Source organism: Candidatus Spechtbacterales bacterium (assembly GCA_040879145.1).
Taxonomy (GTDB): Bacteria; Patescibacteriota; Minisyncoccia; order Spechtbacterales; family 2-12-FULL-38-22; genus JAWVZY01.
The window spans coordinates 25437-43410 of record JBBDKX010000035.1; the positions used below are offsets into that span (position 1 = coordinate 25437).

Below are 17974 nucleotides of genomic sequence, written 5' to 3' on the forward strand. Positions count from 1 at the left end.
GTGCTATTTTTATAGTAGTTCATACCACTATAGAAGGAGGAAAGATGGAAGAGAAAATATCCAGAATATTTTTACCGACTATTCTTTTGGTTGCTTCTTCAAGCCTTTTACTATTTCTTATTGCAAGGATGGCATTTGTTGGTTTGACAGATGAAATACTTGTAAATTTCTTAGCAATATTTATGCTATTTGCTATAGGAGCCAGTATATCCCTATATACACTCATACAAAATATCGTACTCGCGATAACGGAACGGCACTGCACACATCAAGCACATAACTTGGAAATGGATACTCAGAAGGAGGAACGATGAAACCAAGATTTGCGGAAATCGCACGCAACATTGAAATTTCATTTCGCAAAGTAGTAGAATCTATATCTATGCTTGTAGGAAGTATTTTCATAGTCGTACTGGCAAGCATGATTGCAAGTTATCCGTCTCAAGTCGTGATGGTTCTTATCTCTATAACCCTTCTGGGCGCGGGCTCAAGAAAGCTCTACTCTTCAGGAAAAGATCTCCTAGTATACATTGTACTGGATGATCACGCTACAGACATGCGAATTTTCAATGAAGTGGGAGAGGTTGATAAAGAGTTGGATGAGATTAGAAAACCCAACCTATCCACAATTCGTGGCGCAAGCACAGACGGCGGAGATATACCACTGCCGACAAAATAAGCACCTTAAAACGACCCTCCGGGGTCGTTTTTTTTATTAAAAACCCGGTTGAGGTTTCAAGTAATACTTTATGAAGTCATAAGCGGGAAAATATGCGTTTCGCAGTATAATGTAAAAAACTCAATAGTCTCGGCTTTTCAGCTTTCCGCTTATTTCTAGGAAGTGGCGAGGAGCGGAATAAGACGTAGATGACAACTACGTTGTTGAGCACCGCAGCCGCTGACAAAGAAATAAGCGAAAAGATAAAGCCACTATGCCACCTCCCACTCGTGCGCCAATATACGCTTTAGCACCCTCTTAAATTCATTTTGAAACCTCTCGGTATTATATCTATTTCCTATATTTCTCATCATTACGGGATTATATCCCTCATAGTTGTTCACAAGACGCCTTACACCATCAGCCAAAACTGCCGGATGCAAGTCATCAAAAAACTCCCCGCTTACACCTTCCACAACACTCTCAAGTACCCCTCCCGCGCGGTAAGCTAAAACGGGCTTGCCAAAAATCATAGCTTCTACAGCGGATATGCCAAAATCTTCACGACCCGGATATATATAAGCAAAACAGTTCTCATATGCGTACTGCACAATATCATCAGGCTGACGTCCAAGAAAAATAACATTATTGGAAGCCAGTTTTTCAAGCTCTTTTTTCTCCGGACCATCACCAATAACCACTAAAGGATACTTCATTCTACTGAATGCCTCTACGGCAATATCTATGTTTTTATAATCCTGAAGCTGTGAGACTATCAAAAAATACTTTTCAGGCAACTCTGCAAGAATACTTTTTTTGTGCATAGCATCAGAACGCTGTCCGTTTTCCAGGAGTTCTAAACTCGCGCACGGATAAACAACAAAAGAATCTTTATTGTAATATTTTTTAATACGCTGCTTTGTGTTTTTGGAATTTGCTATAAAATAATCCACACGCGCCGCCGCATTAAAATCCCAAAGCCTGAAAAAGTGCAGAGTCATTTTTTCCAGTATGTGTTTTATAATGCCGTCCCTTTTTCGCCTCTTCTCTTCTTTAAATTCCCAAAGATGTTTCGTGGGTGTGTGGCAGTAACTTATATGTATGGTATCAGGGCTTGTAATTACCCCCTTTGCAAAAAAGGCGGAGGATGAAATTACAATGTCATATTTTTGAAGATCAAAATTCTCCATAGCAGGTATGGCTAATGGCGCCAAATAACGAAACCTGGAATGTAATTTTTTAGGAAACTTTTGCAAAAAAGATGTGCGAATATCGGCTGCCGGAAAATAAATATCAGCAAGTTCCGGGTCGCTAAAAAGAGTATATATAGGCGCTTTTGGAAAAATACTATGCAACACACGTAAAACACGTTCGGCTCCGCCAAACTGTGTCATATAATCGTGCACTAATGCGACTTTTAACTTGTTGTTAGTTTGGTTCACAAAAAATAAATGGCTAAATGGTTAATTGTTAAATGGTTAATTATTTTTTACCAGCCATTTAGCCGTATAGCCATTTAACTATTACGAGTACGGCTATTTATTTCTTACTCATTACACTTCGCTTATAGACCTCCAAATTCTCAAGCGCTATTCCTGTGCCTTTTACTACGCACAAGAGAGGCTCGTCTGCAACATAAGCGGGTACGCCCGTTGCTTCCGATAACAACTCATCAAGATTTTTTAAAAGCGACCCGCCACCGGTCATAACCATTCCCTTATCCATAATGTCTGCAGAAAGCTCAGGAGGAGTTTCGCGCAAAACAGATTTTACTGTGAGAACTATCTCTTTTAAGCGCTCGGATATGGCATTGGTTATTTCATTAGTCTTTACCTCAATATTTTTAGGCAGGCCTGATGTCATGTCGCGACCGCGCAACTGAAAGACTTCCTCGTCTTTAAGCGGAAGAGCGCTACCTATTGTTATTTTTATCTCCTCTGCGGTTCTTTCTCCAATGGCTAGATTGTACTGGCTCTTAATATAGCCCACAATGGCGCTGTCTATTTTGTCACCCCCAACGCGCGTTGAAGCGTTAGACACAATACCCCCCAGTGAAATAACAGCCACCTCGGTGGTGCCACCCCCTATATCCACAACCATGTTTCCGCTTGGTGAATTAATAGGTATACCCGCACCTATCGCTGCAAGTACAGGCTCTTTTACCACATAGGCGGCCTTGGCACCCGCATTCATAGCAGATTGCACTACAGCCCTTCTTTCTGTTGAGGTAATGCCTGCAGGAATAGATATCATTATTTCAGGTTTTTTAAGCCGCACCCTCCCTGACGCTTTATTTACGAAGTATCGAATCATAGATTCGGTTACTCTGTAATCGGCAATGACACCATCTTTCAATGGTCTGTGAGCAACTATGCTGTCAGGTGTCATGCCTATCATTTCTTTTGCCTCTTTACCAACAGCCAATATGGTGTTGTCCCAAACAGATACCGCAACTACAGAGGGTTCATTCACGATTATTCCTCTTTTTGGCACATACACAAGAGAGTTTGCGGTGCCCAAATCTATTCCTATTTTTGATGGTGATAACATATGGTCGCTATGCTCCAATTTTTAATTTAAAATTTTAATTGAATGCCTTAATTTATAATGTTTTAACCTGCCTGCCCGCTCCGCCGAGGAAGCGAGGCGAGCCGGCAGGCAGGTAGGAATTAAATAATTTGAAATTGTTTTAAAATTTGAAATTTGAAATTTGCGATGCGTCAACTGTGTTGAGCGGTGCTTCATAATTTATTCTCTCTATGTCCGCCCCAAGACTGCGTAACCTTTCTTCTATCCTCTCATAGCCCCTGTCTACCTGGTAAGCATTTTCTAATATGGTTTCTCCTTCTGCAATCAGTCCCGCAATGATAAGAGACATCCCTCCTCTTATATCTTCTCCCCGTATGGTTACACCCCTGAGTTTTGTGGGGCCTATTACTTCAGCTCTGTGATCATCCATTATATTAACCTTAGCTCCCATTTTCTGCAATTCCTTAAGATAGCTCAAACGCCTTTCATAAAGAGGATCGTGCACAATAGTAGACCCCTGCGTCTGTGTAGCCAGTACACCTATGGGAGATTGAAGGTCTGTGGGAACTCCCGGGTATATCATCATCTGCATTTTAGGCATAAACAACTGCCTCGCCTTTCTTACAAATACAGTTCTTTGGTCTTCAATTGTAAAATCGGCTCCAAATCTTTTTAGTTTTTGCAGAAAAAGCTCAAGATGGGAAAGTGGAAAATCATGTATACGCAGGGCTCCTCCGGCACACAACGCGGTCACAATAAATGTTCCCGCCTCTATATAATCCCGCACCACCTCATGTTCTGCTCCATAGAGAGCTGTCCTGCCTGTAATGATTGCTCTGTGGTTGGGCAAAAGATGAATGTCCGCGCCCATTTTATTCAGAAATTCAACAAGATTTTCTATGTGCGGTTCTGTAGCTAATATTGAAACTTCAATTTTATAAGGAAGAAGACTTGCCGCCATCAATAAATTTTCTGATGCCGTTACACTAAATTCATCCAGAACAACCTTTCTGACAATCGGGACCTTCGGGGTTTTGCGTATAGTAAAGTATCCCTCTTCGGCAATCACCTCATATCCGAGATCGGAAAAAACATTAAAATGAGTATCGAGACCGCGCGCGCCTATTTTGTCACCCCCCGGATAAGGCATTCTAACCTCGCCAAATCGTCCCAAAAGAGGACCTATAAAAACAACGGAAGATCGCAACTCCCTAACCATGTCTGCCGGCATTTTATTAGGATCTATGTTGCTGTTGTCTATGGCAACAACACCTTCCTCGCGCTTTATTCGCGCCCCCATCTTTTCCAAAATTGCCAGCATAACATTAACATCACGAATATCAGGCAACCCCTTCAAAACACATTGATGGGATGTAAGCAAAGTAGCCGCAACCAGCTTTGTTGCAGCGTTTTTCGAGCCCTGGACACTAATCTCTCCTTCCAGTACCCGTCCGCCGCGGATTCTAAACGCCTCCATCATTGGAATTATAATATCACCTGAATTTATGAAATACAAGTTGATTTTTGCCTGCTTTTATTATACAAAAATATAAGGTTAAATTTTGTTGTAATTGCTAACTTGTATTGATAATATACAGTAGTGGAACAAAAATATTCATCTGCAATACTGCACTAAAAAATGCGCTACAAAACACGAAGAAATTTATTTATACTTTTTACCCTGCTGTTTTTTGTAAGTATAGTCCCTGTTATTTTATACACACAAGGATATCGTCTCGATACTCAAAAACTAACCCTGACAAAAACAGGCGGTCTTGATTTAAATGTTATAAATTCAGGTTCGGAAGTATATTTAAACGGCAAGTTCCAAAGAGAAACAAATTTTATTTTTAGAAATGCCGTATTTAGAAACATACTTCCTGGAGATTACAATATAGAAATAAAAAAGGATGGATACCATGCATGGCAAAAAACAGAAGCAGTCAAAGAAGGACAAGTAACCAAATTCACCACAATACGCCTTTTTCCTGTTGAACTGACAGGGGGAATATTGATGAAAGACGTCCAAAATATATTTATATCCCCAAATGAAAAATATTCAATAATCCAAACTCCATCCCCTGCAACTACGGAGGGAGAAACAACAAGCCAGCTTACATACTATGACTTAAATGTAAGACTGCCCATACCTTTACTTACGATACAATCCGATGAAGTAATACGAAGCGTTAAGTGGTCTCCTTCCGGAATATTTTCAATTTTAATAGACGATAATATAAATTCCACACTATATACAGGAGCCGGAGCTGAGGGAGAAGTAGGTCTCGTAAACTGGAGTGTGTTTTTAAGAAGGAGTTATCCCACAGCTTTTAATGAAGATGCTATAGTACTACCCGACAATTCCAGGGACGTAATATACGTAATGACACTTGAAGAGGATGACACATATTCCCTAAACAGGGTGGAGTTAACCCAGGGTATAATACGTCCGGATATAGTAACCGGTATATTGGGATTTACCATAGCAGACGAGAATATGTTTTACCTGGATGAACTCGGGTCTTTAAAAAGAACAAACATATCCGGTAGAGACACTGTGGAAATCACGCCAACCGCGATATCAAATCCCCGAAAAGATTTGACCAAAATAATTGTACGCGGAGACAGGCGCGCCATTGCTGTAATAAACAGTGGAGCTTTGTTTATTTGGCAGGAAGACCAACCACTGGAAAAAGCGGATGACGGAGTGATAAACGCCTCTTTCTCTCCCGACAATAATAAAATACTCTATACAAAAAAAGATGAAGCGGCTATTTACTGGACTGAAGATGTTTTTGGACCGCCAAAACATCTTATCGGAGACATAGAAAGAGTACCATTTGAAAACATAAATAATGCCGCGTGGGTAGGATACGAGTCAAATCATATTGTCTTACAATCACCCACCAGTATTATGTTTACGGAATTAGATGAAAGAGGCGGCAGAAATACAGCCGAATACAATGTTTTAACCGAAGAAAGCGGAGTTTTTGCATCCAATTTAGAACGCCAGGAGGTCTATACCTTGCTTCCGGATAAAAACTTCGTATTTCTTAAATACGAATAGGAAAGAATACCTTTTACGCGTGAACAAACTAAAAGCTCCGGATGTTCGGAGCTTTTAGTTTGTTCACGCGTAAATACAAACCTACTTTTTCTTTCGGTGTCTCATTCGCCTGCGCATCTTCTTTCTTTTGCGCCTTTTAACAGATTTTCTTTTGTTTTTTAACTTAGTACCCATGATATTTTATTCACTTTGTTCATAAAAAGTATAGAGTATGCAGTATACAATATACAGGAGTGCTTTGTAATTAGCTTTGCTGAATACTCTATACTATATACTCTATACTTGAACGAGCGCGAAGCGTGAGTTTTAAGCTCGCTTCGCGAGTTTATCGCTTGCTCCACTGTGGAGCTTTGCGAGCTTTTTTAAGTCCGTATTTCTTTCTTTCCTTTTCTCTCGGATCTCTCTTGAGAAATCCGGATTTTTTAAGGCGAAGTCTCATTTCTGCGTCATATTTTACAACCGCACGCGCAAGTCCGTGCCGTATCGCCTCTGCTTGTCCCCTGGAGCCTCCCCCATTAACAATTACGGACACTTCAAACTTCTCAAGCATCTTAAGTTTGCGCAAGGGTCCGTTAGCTGCTGTAATCAAATCTTCTGTAGGAAGATATTTTGTATGGTCTTCACCGTTTATGGTAAATTTGCCGGAACCATTGTCCCAAATACGCACACGGGCAACAGAAGATTTCCTTCTTCCCACTCCCTCAAAATACTTACCTTCTTTTTTTACGGTCTTTTTAGCTTTTGCCGGAACTGCCTTCTTTGCAGTTGTTTTCTTGGCCTTAGCCGGAGTTTTTTTCTTTGCGGTTGTTTTAGTTTCTGCCATTTTTTTATTTTTCAACTATTAATCTCTTCATTCTGCCTTTTCTTAGGCGGTTGTCAGGCAACATTCTCTCAACGGCTTTTCTTATAACCCATGTAGGGTCCTTTTCGAACATCTCCTCATATGTCTTGCCATAAATTCCGCCTGGATACCCTGAATAATGCCAGTAGATCTTGTCGGTCTTTTTCTTTCCTGTCACCTTGACCTTCTTGGCATTAACAACTTTGACGACGGTATCATCATCCATATTAGGCTTATAAGCAGGGCTGTGTTTTCCCTGCAAATATACAGCTATTTCCGTAGAAAGGCGTCCCAAAATCTGCCCCTTGGCATCCAGTTCAATAACCTCTTTCTTGCTTTCTGTTTTTTTTGAGGTTTTAGTTGTTATTTTCTTTTTACTCATATTTTTGATTACACTATTTGATTGCACTGATGATAACTGATATCACTGATGATTTTTATCTGCTATCTGCGAAATCAGCTATTATCAGTGAAATCTGAAGCCTTACTCAACAAATTCAATAATTGCCCTTTTAGCAGCATCTCCCCTACGCACTCCCCTTTTTACTATTCTTGTATAGCCACCGGGTCTCTCTTTAAAGCGCGGCCCTATCTCTTTTAGTAACTTCTCAACGATCTCTCCTGTAAATTCACGGTTCAACATTCTGCGTACATGCAGAGAATCATTACCGCTCTTTGTAACCAACTTTTCAATAAAAGGGCGAAGTTCTTTTGCTTTAGCCTCTGTAGTTTCTATTCTTTCATTTTTAACCAAAGCCTCCGCAAGAGAGCGAATTAACGCTTCGCGCTGGTCTTTCTTTCTATGAAATTTTCGTCCTTTTACAGATTTTTTCATATTTAAAATTATTTCTTCTTCTTAGCTGCAGGCTTCTTCTTTGCAGTTGTTTTCTTGGTGGCTGTCTTCTTGGCTGTAGCTTTTTTCTTTGTTGCAACTTTCTTCTTTTTCTTGCCCTGTAGTTCCTGTAAAACGTTGAAGTGATTAACAAGAACACCTACTGCGTGCTCAAACGCGTCCTCAGGATCAATTGTTCCATCAGTTACAATTTCAAGTACCAACTTATGATAGTCGGTCCTATCTCCAACTCGCATGTTTTCCACTTCAAAATTAACCTTTTTAACGGGAGTGAATACCGAGTCAAGACTAATTACTCCTATCTCTTTCTTCTCTTCATCTTCTTGATTTTGAACATAGCCTAAACCGGACTCTACTTTTAACTCCATCTCAAAAGTTGTTTTTGGCGAAGTTATGCTCGCTATATGTAAATCTTTGTTTATTATTTCAACCTGGGAGGGTGTTTCAATATCTCCCGCCTTTATATCCTTTGGACCTTTCACTTTCAATTTAAGAGTCCTGGGCTCTGAACCATGAAGTTTTAATCTTATCTGCTTAAGATTAAGACTTAGTTCAATTCCGTCTTCAAGTACGCCGTCTATTGTTGAAAATTCGTGTGGAACTCCCGCTATTTTTACTGATGTTATAGCAGCTCCCGGCAAAGATGCGTACAACGCGCGTCTTAAGGCATTTCCTATTGTAGATCCAAATCCAGGATAAAGCTCGCTAATCTCAATAACGGCTCTGCTGTCGCTCTTTTCTACAACTTTAGGTTTTTTGGGCAATGATAGTGAAACTGATTCCATATTTTTTATTTCCTACCTGCGTCGCATTTTGCAACACGGCAGGCAGGCGCTTCGCTCACATAACCGCTGATATATGCTAATTTTGCGGATTTTATGCAGATAGTATCCGCATTAATCTGCTTTAATCCGTATTAATCCGCGGTTTAAGCGAAGCGTTAGTGAGCTTAATTATTATCGTGAATAAAACTCTATAACTGTTTGAAAATTAAACGGCTGTATTTGTTCTTTAATATCAGGTAAAGATTTTACCTTTAACTCCTTTTTCTTTTTATCTAAAACCAACCATGATGGAGGATTGAGGTTCTTTACTCTTATCTCGTAATCGGCAAATATTCCCTTTACAGCGCTTGTTTCTTTGACTGTTATAATATCGCCAGGGCGCACCTGATAAGATGCTATGGTAACCTTCTTTCCGTTTACTTGCATATGCCCATGGCTTATAAGCTGCCTTGCCATCCGCCGTGTTGGCGTGAATCCTCCCGCAAAAACAATGCTATCCAGACGAAATTCAAGTAAAGAAAAGATATTTTCGGGCTTTTGTCCCTTATCAAAATACCGCCTGAATTGCTTTTCGCGCAACCCATACTCTTCGCGGATTTTCTGTTTTTCCGCAAGCTGTAAACCGTACTCTGATTTTTGTCTTGGTCTTCCTCCTTTTGCCATAATAATTATTTGTGGCTAAGCCCTTTGGGCCGCCATCCCGGCCGTTAGGCCTAGGGACTTCACTCACAAATTTAGGATTTAGGAATTAGGAGATAGGAGTTAGCTTTTTTTACGTTTTCTAATTCCTATTTCCTAAGCCCTAATTCCTGCGAGCTTTAGTGAGTTATACTCTTCTTCTTTTAGCCGGCCTGCATCCATTGTGGGGCAGTGGCGTAACATCTTTAATTGCAGTAACATTCAACCCTTTGCCCGTTAAAGCTCTGACAGAAGAATCTCTGCCGGCCCCTATCCCTGTAACATAGATATGCACCTCTTTCATGTCAACATTTTCCAATTTACTTAAAAGTATGTCTACAACCTGTGTCGCGGCATACGGAGTAGCCTTTCTCGGTCCCTTAAAGCCCGCGGCACCCGCAGTTGACCACGCCAAAACATTGCCGTCCTGGTCTGAAGCGGTAAGCATTGTATTGTTGTAACTTGCGCGCACATAAATATTCCCTCGTTCAACTATACGAGCTTTCTTTTTATTCTTGGCTTTCTGAGCGTCCGTTTTGGATGCCTGATCGCCTGCTTCAACTATTGCTACACGTTTTTTACCCATAATTTTTTGTCCCGATACCGCCCGAATCTTTGATTCGCCTGCCTGCCGGTTTACATGCCGATTGGCATGCAGGCAGGCTCACAAAAAGTGAACAGTAAGCAGTGAACAATTAACAACAGGGCTCCGTTTTTTCTTTTCTACTGTTTCCTGTTCACTGTTTACTGTTATCTGCGAGCTTTAGTTTTTTTACGTTTTCTAATTCCTAATTTCTAATTCCTAATTCCTGCGAGCCTGTCTGCGTGCGTTCACCTGTCTGCCGTGCTTGCGGCACAGGTAGACGCACAGGCAGGCGTTAGTGAGCTATTAAGTTGCGGATGGGGGCGGTTTTCTTCCCGATCCCACTGTGGTTCTTTTATTTCCGCGAACTGTCCTGGAATTAACACGCGTCCTCTGTCCACGGACGGGAAGTCCTTTCTGGTGTCTTGAACCCCTGTATGTACCTATATCTTTAAGACGCTTTACGTTCTCACGAACATCTCTCCTTAAATCACCTTCTATCAAATGTCCTTCAGATATGGCGTTCCTAAGTTGGTTAAGCTGATCGCCTGTAAGATCCTTTATTCTTATGTTTTCGTCTATGCCTGCATCCTTAAGTATCTTGCGACTCAAAGTACGCCCTATGCCATGCACATAAGTAAGGGCAATAACTACTCTTTTATTGTCCGGAATCTCAACTCCTGCTATTCTTGCCATAATGATTTTATCCTTGCCTTTGTTTATGCTTCGGATTTGTTTTGCATATCACATAAACACGGCCCTTCCTACGAACAACCTTGCATTGATTGCATATTTTTTTTACCGAAGCTCTAACTTTCATAATTTAGGTCCTTTATTTAAAACGATAAACAATTCTACCTCTGCTTTCACCCTCGGAAGGTATTTCTATTTTAACCCTGTCACCGACCAAAATACGTATCCTGTGTATTCTCATTTTCCCGGATACATATGATAGTACTTCACGCCCGTCCTCCAGCTCTACACGAAACAGGGTGTTTGGGAATGCTTCTAAAACAACCCCTTCTATACTTTCTATATTATTGTTTTGTGCCATAAAGTGACTATGTTGAACTCAAATCTATTAAACTCAGACCTCTACAATGATAACAAAATAAAAAAAATAGGTCAACCCCCACACCAATTTATGGGATTTCTTAGCTACTATAATGAAATTATTGACGGTATAACAAATTGGTAGTGGGGGTCAACCCCTATTTTTAATAGGTCCCTAGGCCTTTGGCTGGTGGCTAGGCGTAAAGCCGCCATCCCGGCTCTGCCTAGGGAGATCCCGGCCCGCCCGCGCGGGTCTAGGGACTTCGCTTCACGAAAAGTACAAAGTATACAGTATTTGATATGCAGGGGTGCTTTATAATTAGCTTTGCTTAATACTATATACTGCATACTGTATACTTGAACGAGCGAAGCGAGCTTAATATTCCACCTCTATTTTCACCTTTTTTGGATTATCGGGCACACTTTTTACCCAAAATGGCCAAAACATGACCTGTGCCCTGCGCAGTGATTCATTTGCTGAAAGGATTCTCCTGACCTCTGCCTCATCTTTCCCTATAACATCCTTTAAAATAGCGGAGGTATCTACTACCATATCAAATCGTTGGTTCGCTTTAAGGTTAAACTCGGCATATCCGGCTTCATAATTTGCCTCTTTTACTGTATATTCCACATCCCTCTCTTCGGCAAGCTCAAATTCCTTGCTGTACTGTGTAGAATTTATAAAATAATGCGCAATTGAATTGCTTATATCTTCCTCTTTTATAAGAAATGCCTGGGCCACTCCAACGAATCTCACTGTAAAATCATCCTTTGGCTCACCAACTACAGCATCAATATCTAAAGACTCTACATGCGCGCCAAGAGACTCTTCAAGCATTTTAAGATCGTCCGGAACTTTACTCCTGAGGCTTTGTTCAAGAGCTGGTAAAAATTCGTCCTGTATTCTTGCCCTAGCTCCCTCTATGTCCTCTTCTGTCGGAACAGTAGCCACCCCTTGAAATCCGCCCGTCATTGAATTTTCGCTCTTTCCGTAAAAAGCCAGATATTTTGGATCGCCCTGAAATCCGGGAATAGAGAAGGTGGTAGGTCCTATATTAAAACTATCTCCTGCCTCATCAGCACGTACATCAACAGAAACAGAACTGGCTATTATCCTTCCTCCTTCTATTTGCGCGCCCGGAACAACTACGGTTTCGGTTGTTCTAAAAAGTTTATTTTCAGAAGACATAAGTCTTGTGTTTGCAACCAAAGTTTGTGGACTTGAGCTGTACTCATTATAAATTGTTACCCCACCGACGGAAAATTCTTCCAATTGCGCCTCACCTGTCGCCTTGTATACAAATGTCTCTTCTTTTCTCTCCTCTAAAATTTGAGCCGGTATAGTACTTCGATTATAGTCAGCGGAGGAAATATTACTGTCAGCCACCACTGCAAACTCCATTTGGTCTTGCACAACATGCGGACTTAAAACTATTGTTGCTTTAGGAAGAACACTTGTCGCCAAATACCCCACACCAACCACGACTGCGACAATTCCGACAAAACCCAGTAAATACAAGGGTTTCTTCAAAAAAGCGGGAAGGGATAGATTTTTCATCTTTCCTGTTGCAAATCTTCCCGCCCTTGCGCCAACAGATGCGCCTGGAAGAGAAAATCCTTTGCTTGATTTTGAAAAAACATCCCTTCGTTCCTCTTCCGGGTCGTATCTTTTAACAGGCATATCAGGTTCTGCATCTTCCGTGTCCGTATTTAATGTGTCTTCTTTTTTAGTTTTGGGCTCCTCAAAAGACCGAGGGGCAAATATACCACCGGTCTTCTCATCTGCCTCAACACTGTCAGACGCAACAATGCCTCCGCTTCTTGTTTTTCTAAGATCTGTTGTATGTTCAAGATACTCTTGTCTGCTTGTGGGCGGCAATATATCCGTGACAGAGCGGGCATAATGCCCCGAGTGCGTTGTTGTAGAAATATTAGCTTTATCTTCCACCTCATCTCTAACTTTTAATCCGGCCTTAGCGGCAAGGTTTTGTATTCTTGAATCTTCGGAAATAACAACAACTTCCTTATCAACGTCTTCGGATGCCCTTTTAATCAGTCTTAAATTCAAAACATTTTGGGCTATAAACGCCTCGCTCGGAATAAGCAAAAACACCAGTCTAGATTCAGACGTTACTACTTTATCTATAACTGAAGTAAGTTCTTCAGAAGGTCCTACTTTTATCACACTGCCTTTTGTCATGGATGGTTAGTGAATGCGAGCCATGGCGAAGTGTGAACTTACAGCCATGAGCACCCCGCACATAAAATTGATAATCAATTTTATGTGCGGGGTGAGTAATTCTAAGCTCGCTACATTCACTAAGAATTACTTTATTGGTCTTGTATTAGTTTCACCATACGGCTTAATGTTTTGGTTAATAAAGTATCTTTTTCTATTGAGATATGTAAAAGATGGTCCGCAATACCCGCCACAGAAACAAGCTGAGAGTGAGAATTTACAGATTCATCTATTTTAATATTCTCAAACATTGCCGGATCCAAAATATGTATTTTAGGCGGTTTCAAAAAAGAAAGTTCACGCTTCCACTTTCTTTTACGTATTATATCATCAATCAAAGGAATATGCCCACCGCCCCCATGAACAAATATCTCACCGGGAAGCAAGGTTGTCCGTGAAAACTCTTTCAATATCATTTCCAGTGCGCTCAAAAACAGTGAAATCTCTCCCTGCAAAATGTCCTCAACAACACCCAAAGCATTTCCGCTCAGGTTTCCGTTGCTATATCTGAGTTTTATATTTTCAGCCTCCCAAAACCCAATTTCAAAATGAGACGCAATACGGCGCGTAAAAGATTCTCCGCCAAAAGAAAAGGTTCTTATGTCCTCAAACTTGCCCTTTCTTGCCAAACTAACGCGCGTCGTCTTGCCGCCTATGTCTATAATAATACCTTCAAACTCTTCGCCATGTTTTCTACGCAAGGCGCTGAACACAGCATAGGGCTCATAAATAAGCGAGGTAAGATTGAATTTTAATTGCCGGGCAACCTCATCAAAAATATTTTTATAAAATATCGGTAAATACGCGTTAAACACACTAATATAAAGCTCTTCACCATCAAAACCTATGGGGTTTGTAACTTTATAGCCGTCTATTCTCACATCCTGAATTGAAGAATTTATAAGCAAAACGTCGGTTTCCGAGTACCCGCTATCTACTACAAACCTACGTCTTATATCTTCGTACGCCTTCAACTCCGCGTTGTGTATGGCGTTTTTCAACTCTCTCAAATCAATCTTTGCCTCAGGATTTTCCCGTTTATAAATATATGAAAAATTATGGCCGTAGACCATTTCCGAAGCCAGCCCTATTACTATATCTTTCGTCCTGCCTGATCTCGCCTTGCGTCCACTAAAGATGCTGTCAAAAGCTCTTTTTACGGTAGAGGTTATCTGTTTAATATGTTCAACCTCATCTGTAGCGCCTGTGTTGTGAGTGTGTAACTCCTCGGCTACACGTAAAATAGTCGCCTCTTTAGACTGCTTGTTTATCTCAACAAGCGCAAGCTTTACACTGCTTCTTCCAAGATCAAGAACATATAAATTCTCATACTTTTTTGAGAACAAGTATTTAAAAAATTTCGGCTTTCGCAAAAGCTTTTTCATTACTATAAGTATAGCATGAATAATATTTGCGCTTCACGTGGATAACTACCTTAAATAATTTTAAAATGTACATCTTTTCTGCTATAGCAGAAAAGATGTACATAAACAAAAACTCAGGAAATTATTCCTGAGTTTACGCCAAATAGAGAAATTCTCACTCCTTTACCTTCATCTTTAATCATTCAAAAGAGTTGCCCTATACAAAAGTTCGTCCAATACTCCAATTACAACATTGTGGTCTGACCAACCCTCTGAAGTTGGATATGCCGCATGTATTCCCATATAAATTATACCCAGAGCTTCTTCTTCTGAAACAGCTTCCACAAGGCACACATTATGGAGTATTTTCTTTGTAAGTGCTATTTTGTCTTCAGCAGAATCTACATCCGTGTGTTCTTGAATAACCACGAAAGATCCGATATAACGAGTTTTAGACATCTTTTCTCCTTCCAGTGAACTAAAACAAAAATACCACAAATTAATGTGGTGGTCAATAAATTTAAACCAACGCGGAGCCAATTTTTCTTTTAAGTAGCTCTCGGAAGCGGAAAAGCTTGGTTCCCGTCAGGGATTTTGCGCTGAGAGGCAGCGGCGGATTTTCGCTGGAAAAATCCGACCGCGGTACTTAAAAGAAAAGATTGGCGGAGCGTACACTCTACTCTAAAACCGCCTTAATTCGTCTTTTCCCGGCAGAGATACTCTCTTCTTTTTTTATCTTAAAATGTCCGAGTTCAGATGTGTTCTTTACATGCGGGCCACCACAGTATTCAAACGAGTACATCTCGCTTCGCTCTGCTGTGGCAGGGTCGGCTCCTATGCCATAAACTCGCACAGTATCGCCATATGTATCTTCAAAAAGCCCTATCGCCCCCATTTCTTTTGCTTTTTCTTTCGAAATATCACTGTAATAAACAGGAAGCGCCTCTTTTACTTTTTGGTTCACAATGTCTTCGGTTTCCTTTATCTCGTCAGGAGTCATTTTCTCCCCGTGCGAAAAATCAAACCGTAACCGCTCAGGAGTTATATTGCTTCCTGTTTGGAACACATGGCTTCCCAGCACATCACGCAGCGCCTGGTGCAAAAGATGAGTTGCGGTGTGATATTTTACAGACATCTCAGAGTGGTCAGCAAGACCCCCTTTGAACTTTTGCTCAGCTCCCGCGCGTGAAAGCGCTTTGTGTTTTTCCATCTCTTTTTCAAAACCTTCTCTGTCAACATTCACACTCTTTTCTTCCGCCAATTCAAGTGTAAGGTCAAATGGAAAGCCATAAGTAGAAAACAAAATAAACGCCTCTTCTCCTGATATCTCTTTTTTCTCTGCAAGTTTCTCAAACTCTTTTAGTCCTTTAGTTAATGTCCTCCTGAATTTTTCTTCCTCTTTTTTTATGGCATCCTCTATTTCTTTTTGTTTTTCAGCAAGCTTAGGATAGGCCTCTTTATAATTTTCTACAACAGCAGGTACAAGCTTGTGCAAAGTGTTTTCTGTAATTCCCAAAAGGTCCATATGGCGTACACTTCTTCGCAAAAGACGGCGTGTTATGTAACCCGAGTCTGTGTTGCTTGGGCTGGCGCCGTCGGCTATTACAAAAACGGCGGCGCGCAAATGGTCGGCAACCACCCTGAAAGAATGCTGAAACTCCGCATTTGAATATGTCTTCCCCGATGCTTCCTCAAGGTTTTTTATTATCTTTTTAAAAACATCTATTTCAAACACATCGCCGTTATTATTAGAGGCCGCAGTTATCCTCTCAAGCCCTCCGCCAAAATCAACATTTTTTTGGGGAAGATTTTCAAAAGTACCACCTTCTGTTTTTATGTACTCCATAAAAACAGAGTTTCCTATTTCCAAAAACCTGCCACAGTCACAGTTGGGGTGGCAAACCTCGCCAAAAGCCGAATCGTGCTCCGTTCTAAAATCATAAAAAATTTCCGAATCAGGACCTCCGGGTTCTCCCGCGGGCATATTTTGGGGCATTCCCGCGCGGCTCCACCAATTCTTTTTCGCGTCGTAATAAAATATTCTGCCACCCTGCATGCCAAGCTCTCCCGCGTTTTCAACATCTTTTGCTTCTATCCCTTTTTCTTCAAATATTTTTTTCCAGATTTCAACAGATTCTGTATCACGAGGTATATTATTTGCCTCGTCTCCCGCAAAAACGGTTACGTAAATATTATTTGAATCAAGCCCTACAACATCTGTCAAAAATTCAAAAAACCATGGAATCTGTTCCTTTTTAAAGTAAACGCCCAAAGACCAATTCCCGAGCATTTCAAAAAAAGTCGTATGGCGGTTATCACCTACCTCCTCTATGTCCTCTGCGCGAAAACTTTTTTGAGAGTCCACAAGCTTGTTACCATCAGGATGTTTTTCTCCAAGCAGATAGGGTAAAAGGGGCTGCATGCCCGAACCTGTGAAAAGGGTTGTCGGATCGTTCTCAGGTAAAAGCGAAGCTGAGGGTATGACAGAATGCCCTCTTTCTTCAAAGAATTTTAAATATTTTTGGCGTATCTCATTGGAAGTCATAACTTCCCTATTATAGCAAAATTATTGTTTATCGCAACTTACAGTCCCCTTCTCTCGTGGTGGTCGCCGTAGCGAAGTTCACGCTCCAAATCCTGAAGCTCCCTGCTTCTTCTTTTTTTAGATACCTCCTTAACGCGTATATCGTTCTCTAATCTTCTTATCTCAACCTGTCTCTTTCGCAAATCGCGACTGGCTTCATTTATGGTCTGTTCAAGCTTTTCCTCTTCTTTTTTCGCTTCCAATAGCTTTTTATTTAATTCTTCAAGCTCACCCTCCTCTTTTTCAAGCATCATTCTAAAATGCTTAATATCGCGGGGGGATATGTCTCCTTGCATTATCATATGCTCTTATTATACATCATTATGGGACAAAATAAAAAAACAGCCCCTTAAATATTGGGCTGTTATAAAAAATTGGGGTGGTAATTAGTCTTGTTCTTCAACAAGCTCTATTCTTACCTTTGTATGGGGTGATTCTTTGTCGTAAATAAATTCCTTTTTTAAAACCCTGTATTTCTTGCCTTCTTTCAACTGTCCGGGTCCGTTTTTTGTGCCATCAGCTACCACATCAATGAAAAATACTTTTTCTTCCACAGAGCCATCTCCTTTTTTGTCCGGCATATATGATATTCTTTGAGAAAACTCCGCTAAACGCAATGTATTCTTGCGCAATCGCTTGCGTTCTTCATCTGTTAGAGCCATACGAAACCTCCTCTTAAGTACTGAGTATACTCTACCAAAATTTTAAAAAATGTCAAAAATTTAAACCCGATTTTTATT

General features: G+C 40.7%; 21 protein-coding genes. 3 read left to right on the forward strand and 18 right to left on the reverse strand.

Translation table 11 applies throughout. The annotated features are described in order from the left end of the window. Positions 1-44: 44 nt before the first annotated feature. The gene (locus WDZ40_03700; GenBank protein ID MEX0877930.1) at positions 45-314 is read left to right on the forward strand and encodes a hypothetical protein; all 270 of its coding nucleotides are present in this window, start codon (positions 45-47) and stop codon (positions 312-314) included. Further along, on the forward strand, positions 311-679 hold the full coding sequence (locus WDZ40_03705) for a hypothetical protein (GenBank protein MEX0877931.1): 369 nt from the start codon (positions 311-313) through the stop codon (positions 677-679). Before WDZ40_03700 ends, WDZ40_03705 begins: the two co-directional genes overlap by 4 nt. Positions 680-930: 251 nt before the next feature. On the opposite strand, the gene WDZ40_03710 is transcribed toward WDZ40_03705, so the two are convergent. From WDZ40_03710 to murA, 3 genes are all read right to left on the reverse strand, one after another. Next, positions 931-2052: a glycosyltransferase gene (locus WDZ40_03710; protein ID MEX0877932.1), complete on the reverse strand. Its 1122-nt coding sequence runs from the start codon at positions 2050-2052 to the stop codon at positions 931-933. A gap of 145 nt (positions 2053-2197) precedes the next feature. Further along, on the reverse strand, positions 2198-3208 hold the full coding sequence (locus WDZ40_03715) for a rod shape-determining protein (GenBank protein ID MEX0877933.1): 1011 nt from the start codon (positions 3206-3208) through the stop codon (positions 2198-2200). A 139-nt stretch (positions 3209-3347) separates the two neighbouring features. After that, positions 3348-4703, reverse strand: coding sequence for a UDP-N-acetylglucosamine 1-carboxyvinyltransferase (gene murA, locus WDZ40_03720; protein MEX0877934.1), 1356 nt, complete (start codon positions 4701-4703; stop codon positions 3348-3350). A gap of 123 nt (positions 4704-4826) precedes the next feature. Between murA and WDZ40_03725 the strand changes: the two genes are divergently transcribed. After that, positions 4827-6254, forward strand: a complete 1428-nt coding sequence (locus WDZ40_03725) for a PEGA domain-containing protein (protein MEX0877935.1) — start codon at positions 4827-4829, stop codon at positions 6252-6254. A 325-nt stretch (positions 6255-6579) separates the two neighbouring features. Here the strand turns inward: WDZ40_03725 and rpsI are convergent, their stop codons facing one another. The 15 genes from rpsI to WDZ40_03800 all read right to left on the reverse strand — a co-directional run bounded on the left by rpsI (position 6580) and on the right by WDZ40_03800 (position 17896). Next, positions 6580-6951, reverse strand: coding sequence for a 30S ribosomal protein S9 (gene rpsI, locus WDZ40_03730; protein MEX0877936.1), 372 nt, complete (start codon positions 6949-6951; stop codon positions 6580-6582). Between the two features lie 130 nt (positions 6952-7081). Beyond that, a complete protein-coding gene (gene rplM, locus WDZ40_03735; protein ID MEX0877937.1) occupies positions 7082-7477 on the reverse strand; it encodes a 50S ribosomal protein L13 in 396 nt (131 codons plus the stop codon). A gap of 102 nt (positions 7478-7579) precedes the next feature. Further along, the gene (gene rplQ / locus WDZ40_03740) at positions 7580-7930 is read right to left on the reverse strand and encodes a 50S ribosomal protein L17 (GenBank protein MEX0877938.1); all 351 of its coding nucleotides are present in this window, start codon (positions 7928-7930) and stop codon (positions 7580-7582) included. Between the two features lie 8 nt (positions 7931-7938). After that, positions 7939-8733 (reverse strand): DNA-directed RNA polymerase subunit alpha, encoded by a 795-nt coding sequence (gene rpoA / locus WDZ40_03745; GenBank protein MEX0877939.1) that lies wholly within the window; start codon positions 8731-8733, stop codon positions 7939-7941. Positions 8734-8904: 171 nt separating this feature from the next. Continuing rightward, on the reverse strand, positions 8905-9396 hold the full coding sequence (gene rpsD / locus WDZ40_03750; protein ID MEX0877940.1) for a 30S ribosomal protein S4: 492 nt from the start codon (positions 9394-9396) through the stop codon (positions 8905-8907). A gap of 163 nt (positions 9397-9559) precedes the next feature. Beyond that, complete coding sequence (rpsK, locus tag WDZ40_03755; protein ID MEX0877941.1) at positions 9560-9997, reverse strand: 30S ribosomal protein S11; 438 nt, start codon at positions 9995-9997, stop codon at positions 9560-9562. A 303-nt stretch (positions 9998-10300) separates the two neighbouring features. After that, positions 10301-10690, reverse strand: a complete 390-nt coding sequence (gene rpsM, locus WDZ40_03760; GenBank protein ID MEX0877942.1) for a 30S ribosomal protein S13 — start codon at positions 10688-10690, stop codon at positions 10301-10303. A gap of 7 nt (positions 10691-10697) precedes the next feature. Further along, on the reverse strand, positions 10698-10814 hold the full coding sequence (rpmJ, locus tag WDZ40_03765) for a 50S ribosomal protein L36 (GenBank protein ID MEX0877943.1): 117 nt from the start codon (positions 10812-10814) through the stop codon (positions 10698-10700). Between the two features lie 12 nt (positions 10815-10826). Then, a complete protein-coding gene (gene infA, locus WDZ40_03770; protein ID MEX0877944.1) occupies positions 10827-11048 on the reverse strand; it encodes a translation initiation factor IF-1 in 222 nt (73 codons plus the stop codon). A 375-nt stretch (positions 11049-11423) separates the two neighbouring features. Next, a complete protein-coding gene (locus WDZ40_03775; protein MEX0877945.1) occupies positions 11424-13232 on the reverse strand; it encodes a hypothetical protein in 1809 nt (602 codons plus the stop codon). Positions 13233-13378: 146 nt separating this feature from the next. Then, entirely contained in the window at positions 13379-14671 is a 1293-nt protein-coding gene (locus WDZ40_03780; protein MEX0877946.1) for a cell division FtsA domain-containing protein, read from the reverse strand. A 174-nt stretch (positions 14672-14845) separates the two neighbouring features. Continuing rightward, positions 14846-15148 (reverse strand): hypothetical protein, encoded by a 303-nt coding sequence (locus WDZ40_03785; GenBank protein MEX0877947.1) that lies wholly within the window; start codon positions 15146-15148, stop codon positions 14846-14848. Positions 15149-15326: 178 nt separating this feature from the next. Then, on the reverse strand, positions 15327-17195 hold the full coding sequence (locus tag WDZ40_03790) for an alanine--tRNA ligase (protein ID MEX0877948.1): 1869 nt from the start codon (positions 17193-17195) through the stop codon (positions 15327-15329). A 38-nt stretch (positions 17196-17233) separates the two neighbouring features. Further along, a complete protein-coding gene (locus WDZ40_03795) occupies positions 17234-17536 on the reverse strand; it encodes a hypothetical protein (protein MEX0877949.1) in 303 nt (100 codons plus the stop codon). Between the two features lie 84 nt (positions 17537-17620). Further along, positions 17621-17896 carry a hypothetical protein gene (locus tag WDZ40_03800; GenBank protein ID MEX0877950.1) on the reverse strand — a complete coding sequence of 92 codons (276 nt, stop codon included), beginning with the start codon at positions 17894-17896 and terminating at the stop codon, positions 17621-17623. Between the last annotated feature and the right edge of the window lie 78 nt (positions 17897-17974).

Excerpts from the sequence above, each read along its gene's own strand:
- rplM (MEX0877937.1), bottom strand. The coding sequence starts at position 7,477 with ATGAGTAAAAAGAAAATAACAACTAAAACCTCAAAAAAAACAGAAAGC.
- WDZ40_03780 (MEX0877946.1), bottom strand. The coding sequence starts at position 14,671 with ATGAAAAAGCTTTTGCGAAAGCCGAAATTTTTTAAATACTTGTTCTCA.
- WDZ40_03790 (MEX0877948.1), bottom strand. The coding sequence starts at position 17,195 with ATGACTTCCAATGAGATACGCCAAAAATATTTAAAATTCTTTGAAGAA.
- rpoA (MEX0877939.1), bottom strand. The coding sequence starts at position 8,733 with ATGGAATCAGTTTCACTATCATTGCCCAAAAAACCTAAAGTTGTAGAA.
- rpmJ (MEX0877943.1), bottom strand. The coding sequence starts at position 10,814 with ATGAAAGTTAGAGCTTCGGTAAAAAAAATATGCAATCAATGCAAGGTT.
- WDZ40_03795 (MEX0877949.1), bottom strand. The coding sequence starts at position 17,536 with ATGATAATGCAAGGAGACATATCCCCCCGCGATATTAAGCATTTTAGA.
- WDZ40_03710 (MEX0877932.1), bottom strand. The coding sequence starts at position 2,052 with ATGACACAGTTTGGCGGAGCCGAACGTGTTTTACGTGTGTTGCATAGT.
- WDZ40_03800 (MEX0877950.1), bottom strand. The coding sequence starts at position 17,896 with ATGGCTCTAACAGATGAAGAACGCAAGCGATTGCGCAAGAATACATTG.
- WDZ40_03705 (MEX0877931.1), top strand. The coding sequence starts at position 311 with ATGAAACCAAGATTTGCGGAAATCGCACGCAACATTGAAATTTCATTT.
- WDZ40_03700 (MEX0877930.1), top strand. The coding sequence starts at position 45 with ATGGAAGAGAAAATATCCAGAATATTTTTACCGACTATTCTTTTGGTT.
- rpsD (MEX0877940.1), bottom strand. The coding sequence starts at position 9,396 with ATGGCAAAAGGAGGAAGACCAAGACAAAAATCAGAGTACGGTTTACAG.
- WDZ40_03715 (MEX0877933.1), bottom strand. The coding sequence starts at position 3,208 with ATGTTATCACCATCAAAAATAGGAATAGATTTGGGCACCGCAAACTCT.
- rplQ (MEX0877938.1), bottom strand. The coding sequence starts at position 7,930 with ATGAAAAAATCTGTAAAAGGACGAAAATTTCATAGAAAGAAAGACCAG.
- infA (MEX0877944.1), bottom strand. The coding sequence starts at position 11,048 with ATGGCACAAAACAATAATATAGAAAGTATAGAAGGGGTTGTTTTAGAA.
- WDZ40_03725 (MEX0877935.1), top strand. The coding sequence starts at position 4,827 with ATGCGCTACAAAACACGAAGAAATTTATTTATACTTTTTACCCTGCTG.
- rpsK (MEX0877941.1), bottom strand. The coding sequence starts at position 9,997 with ATGGGTAAAAAACGTGTAGCAATAGTTGAAGCAGGCGATCAGGCATCC.
- rpsM (MEX0877942.1), bottom strand. The coding sequence starts at position 10,690 with ATGGCAAGAATAGCAGGAGTTGAGATTCCGGACAATAAAAGAGTAGTT.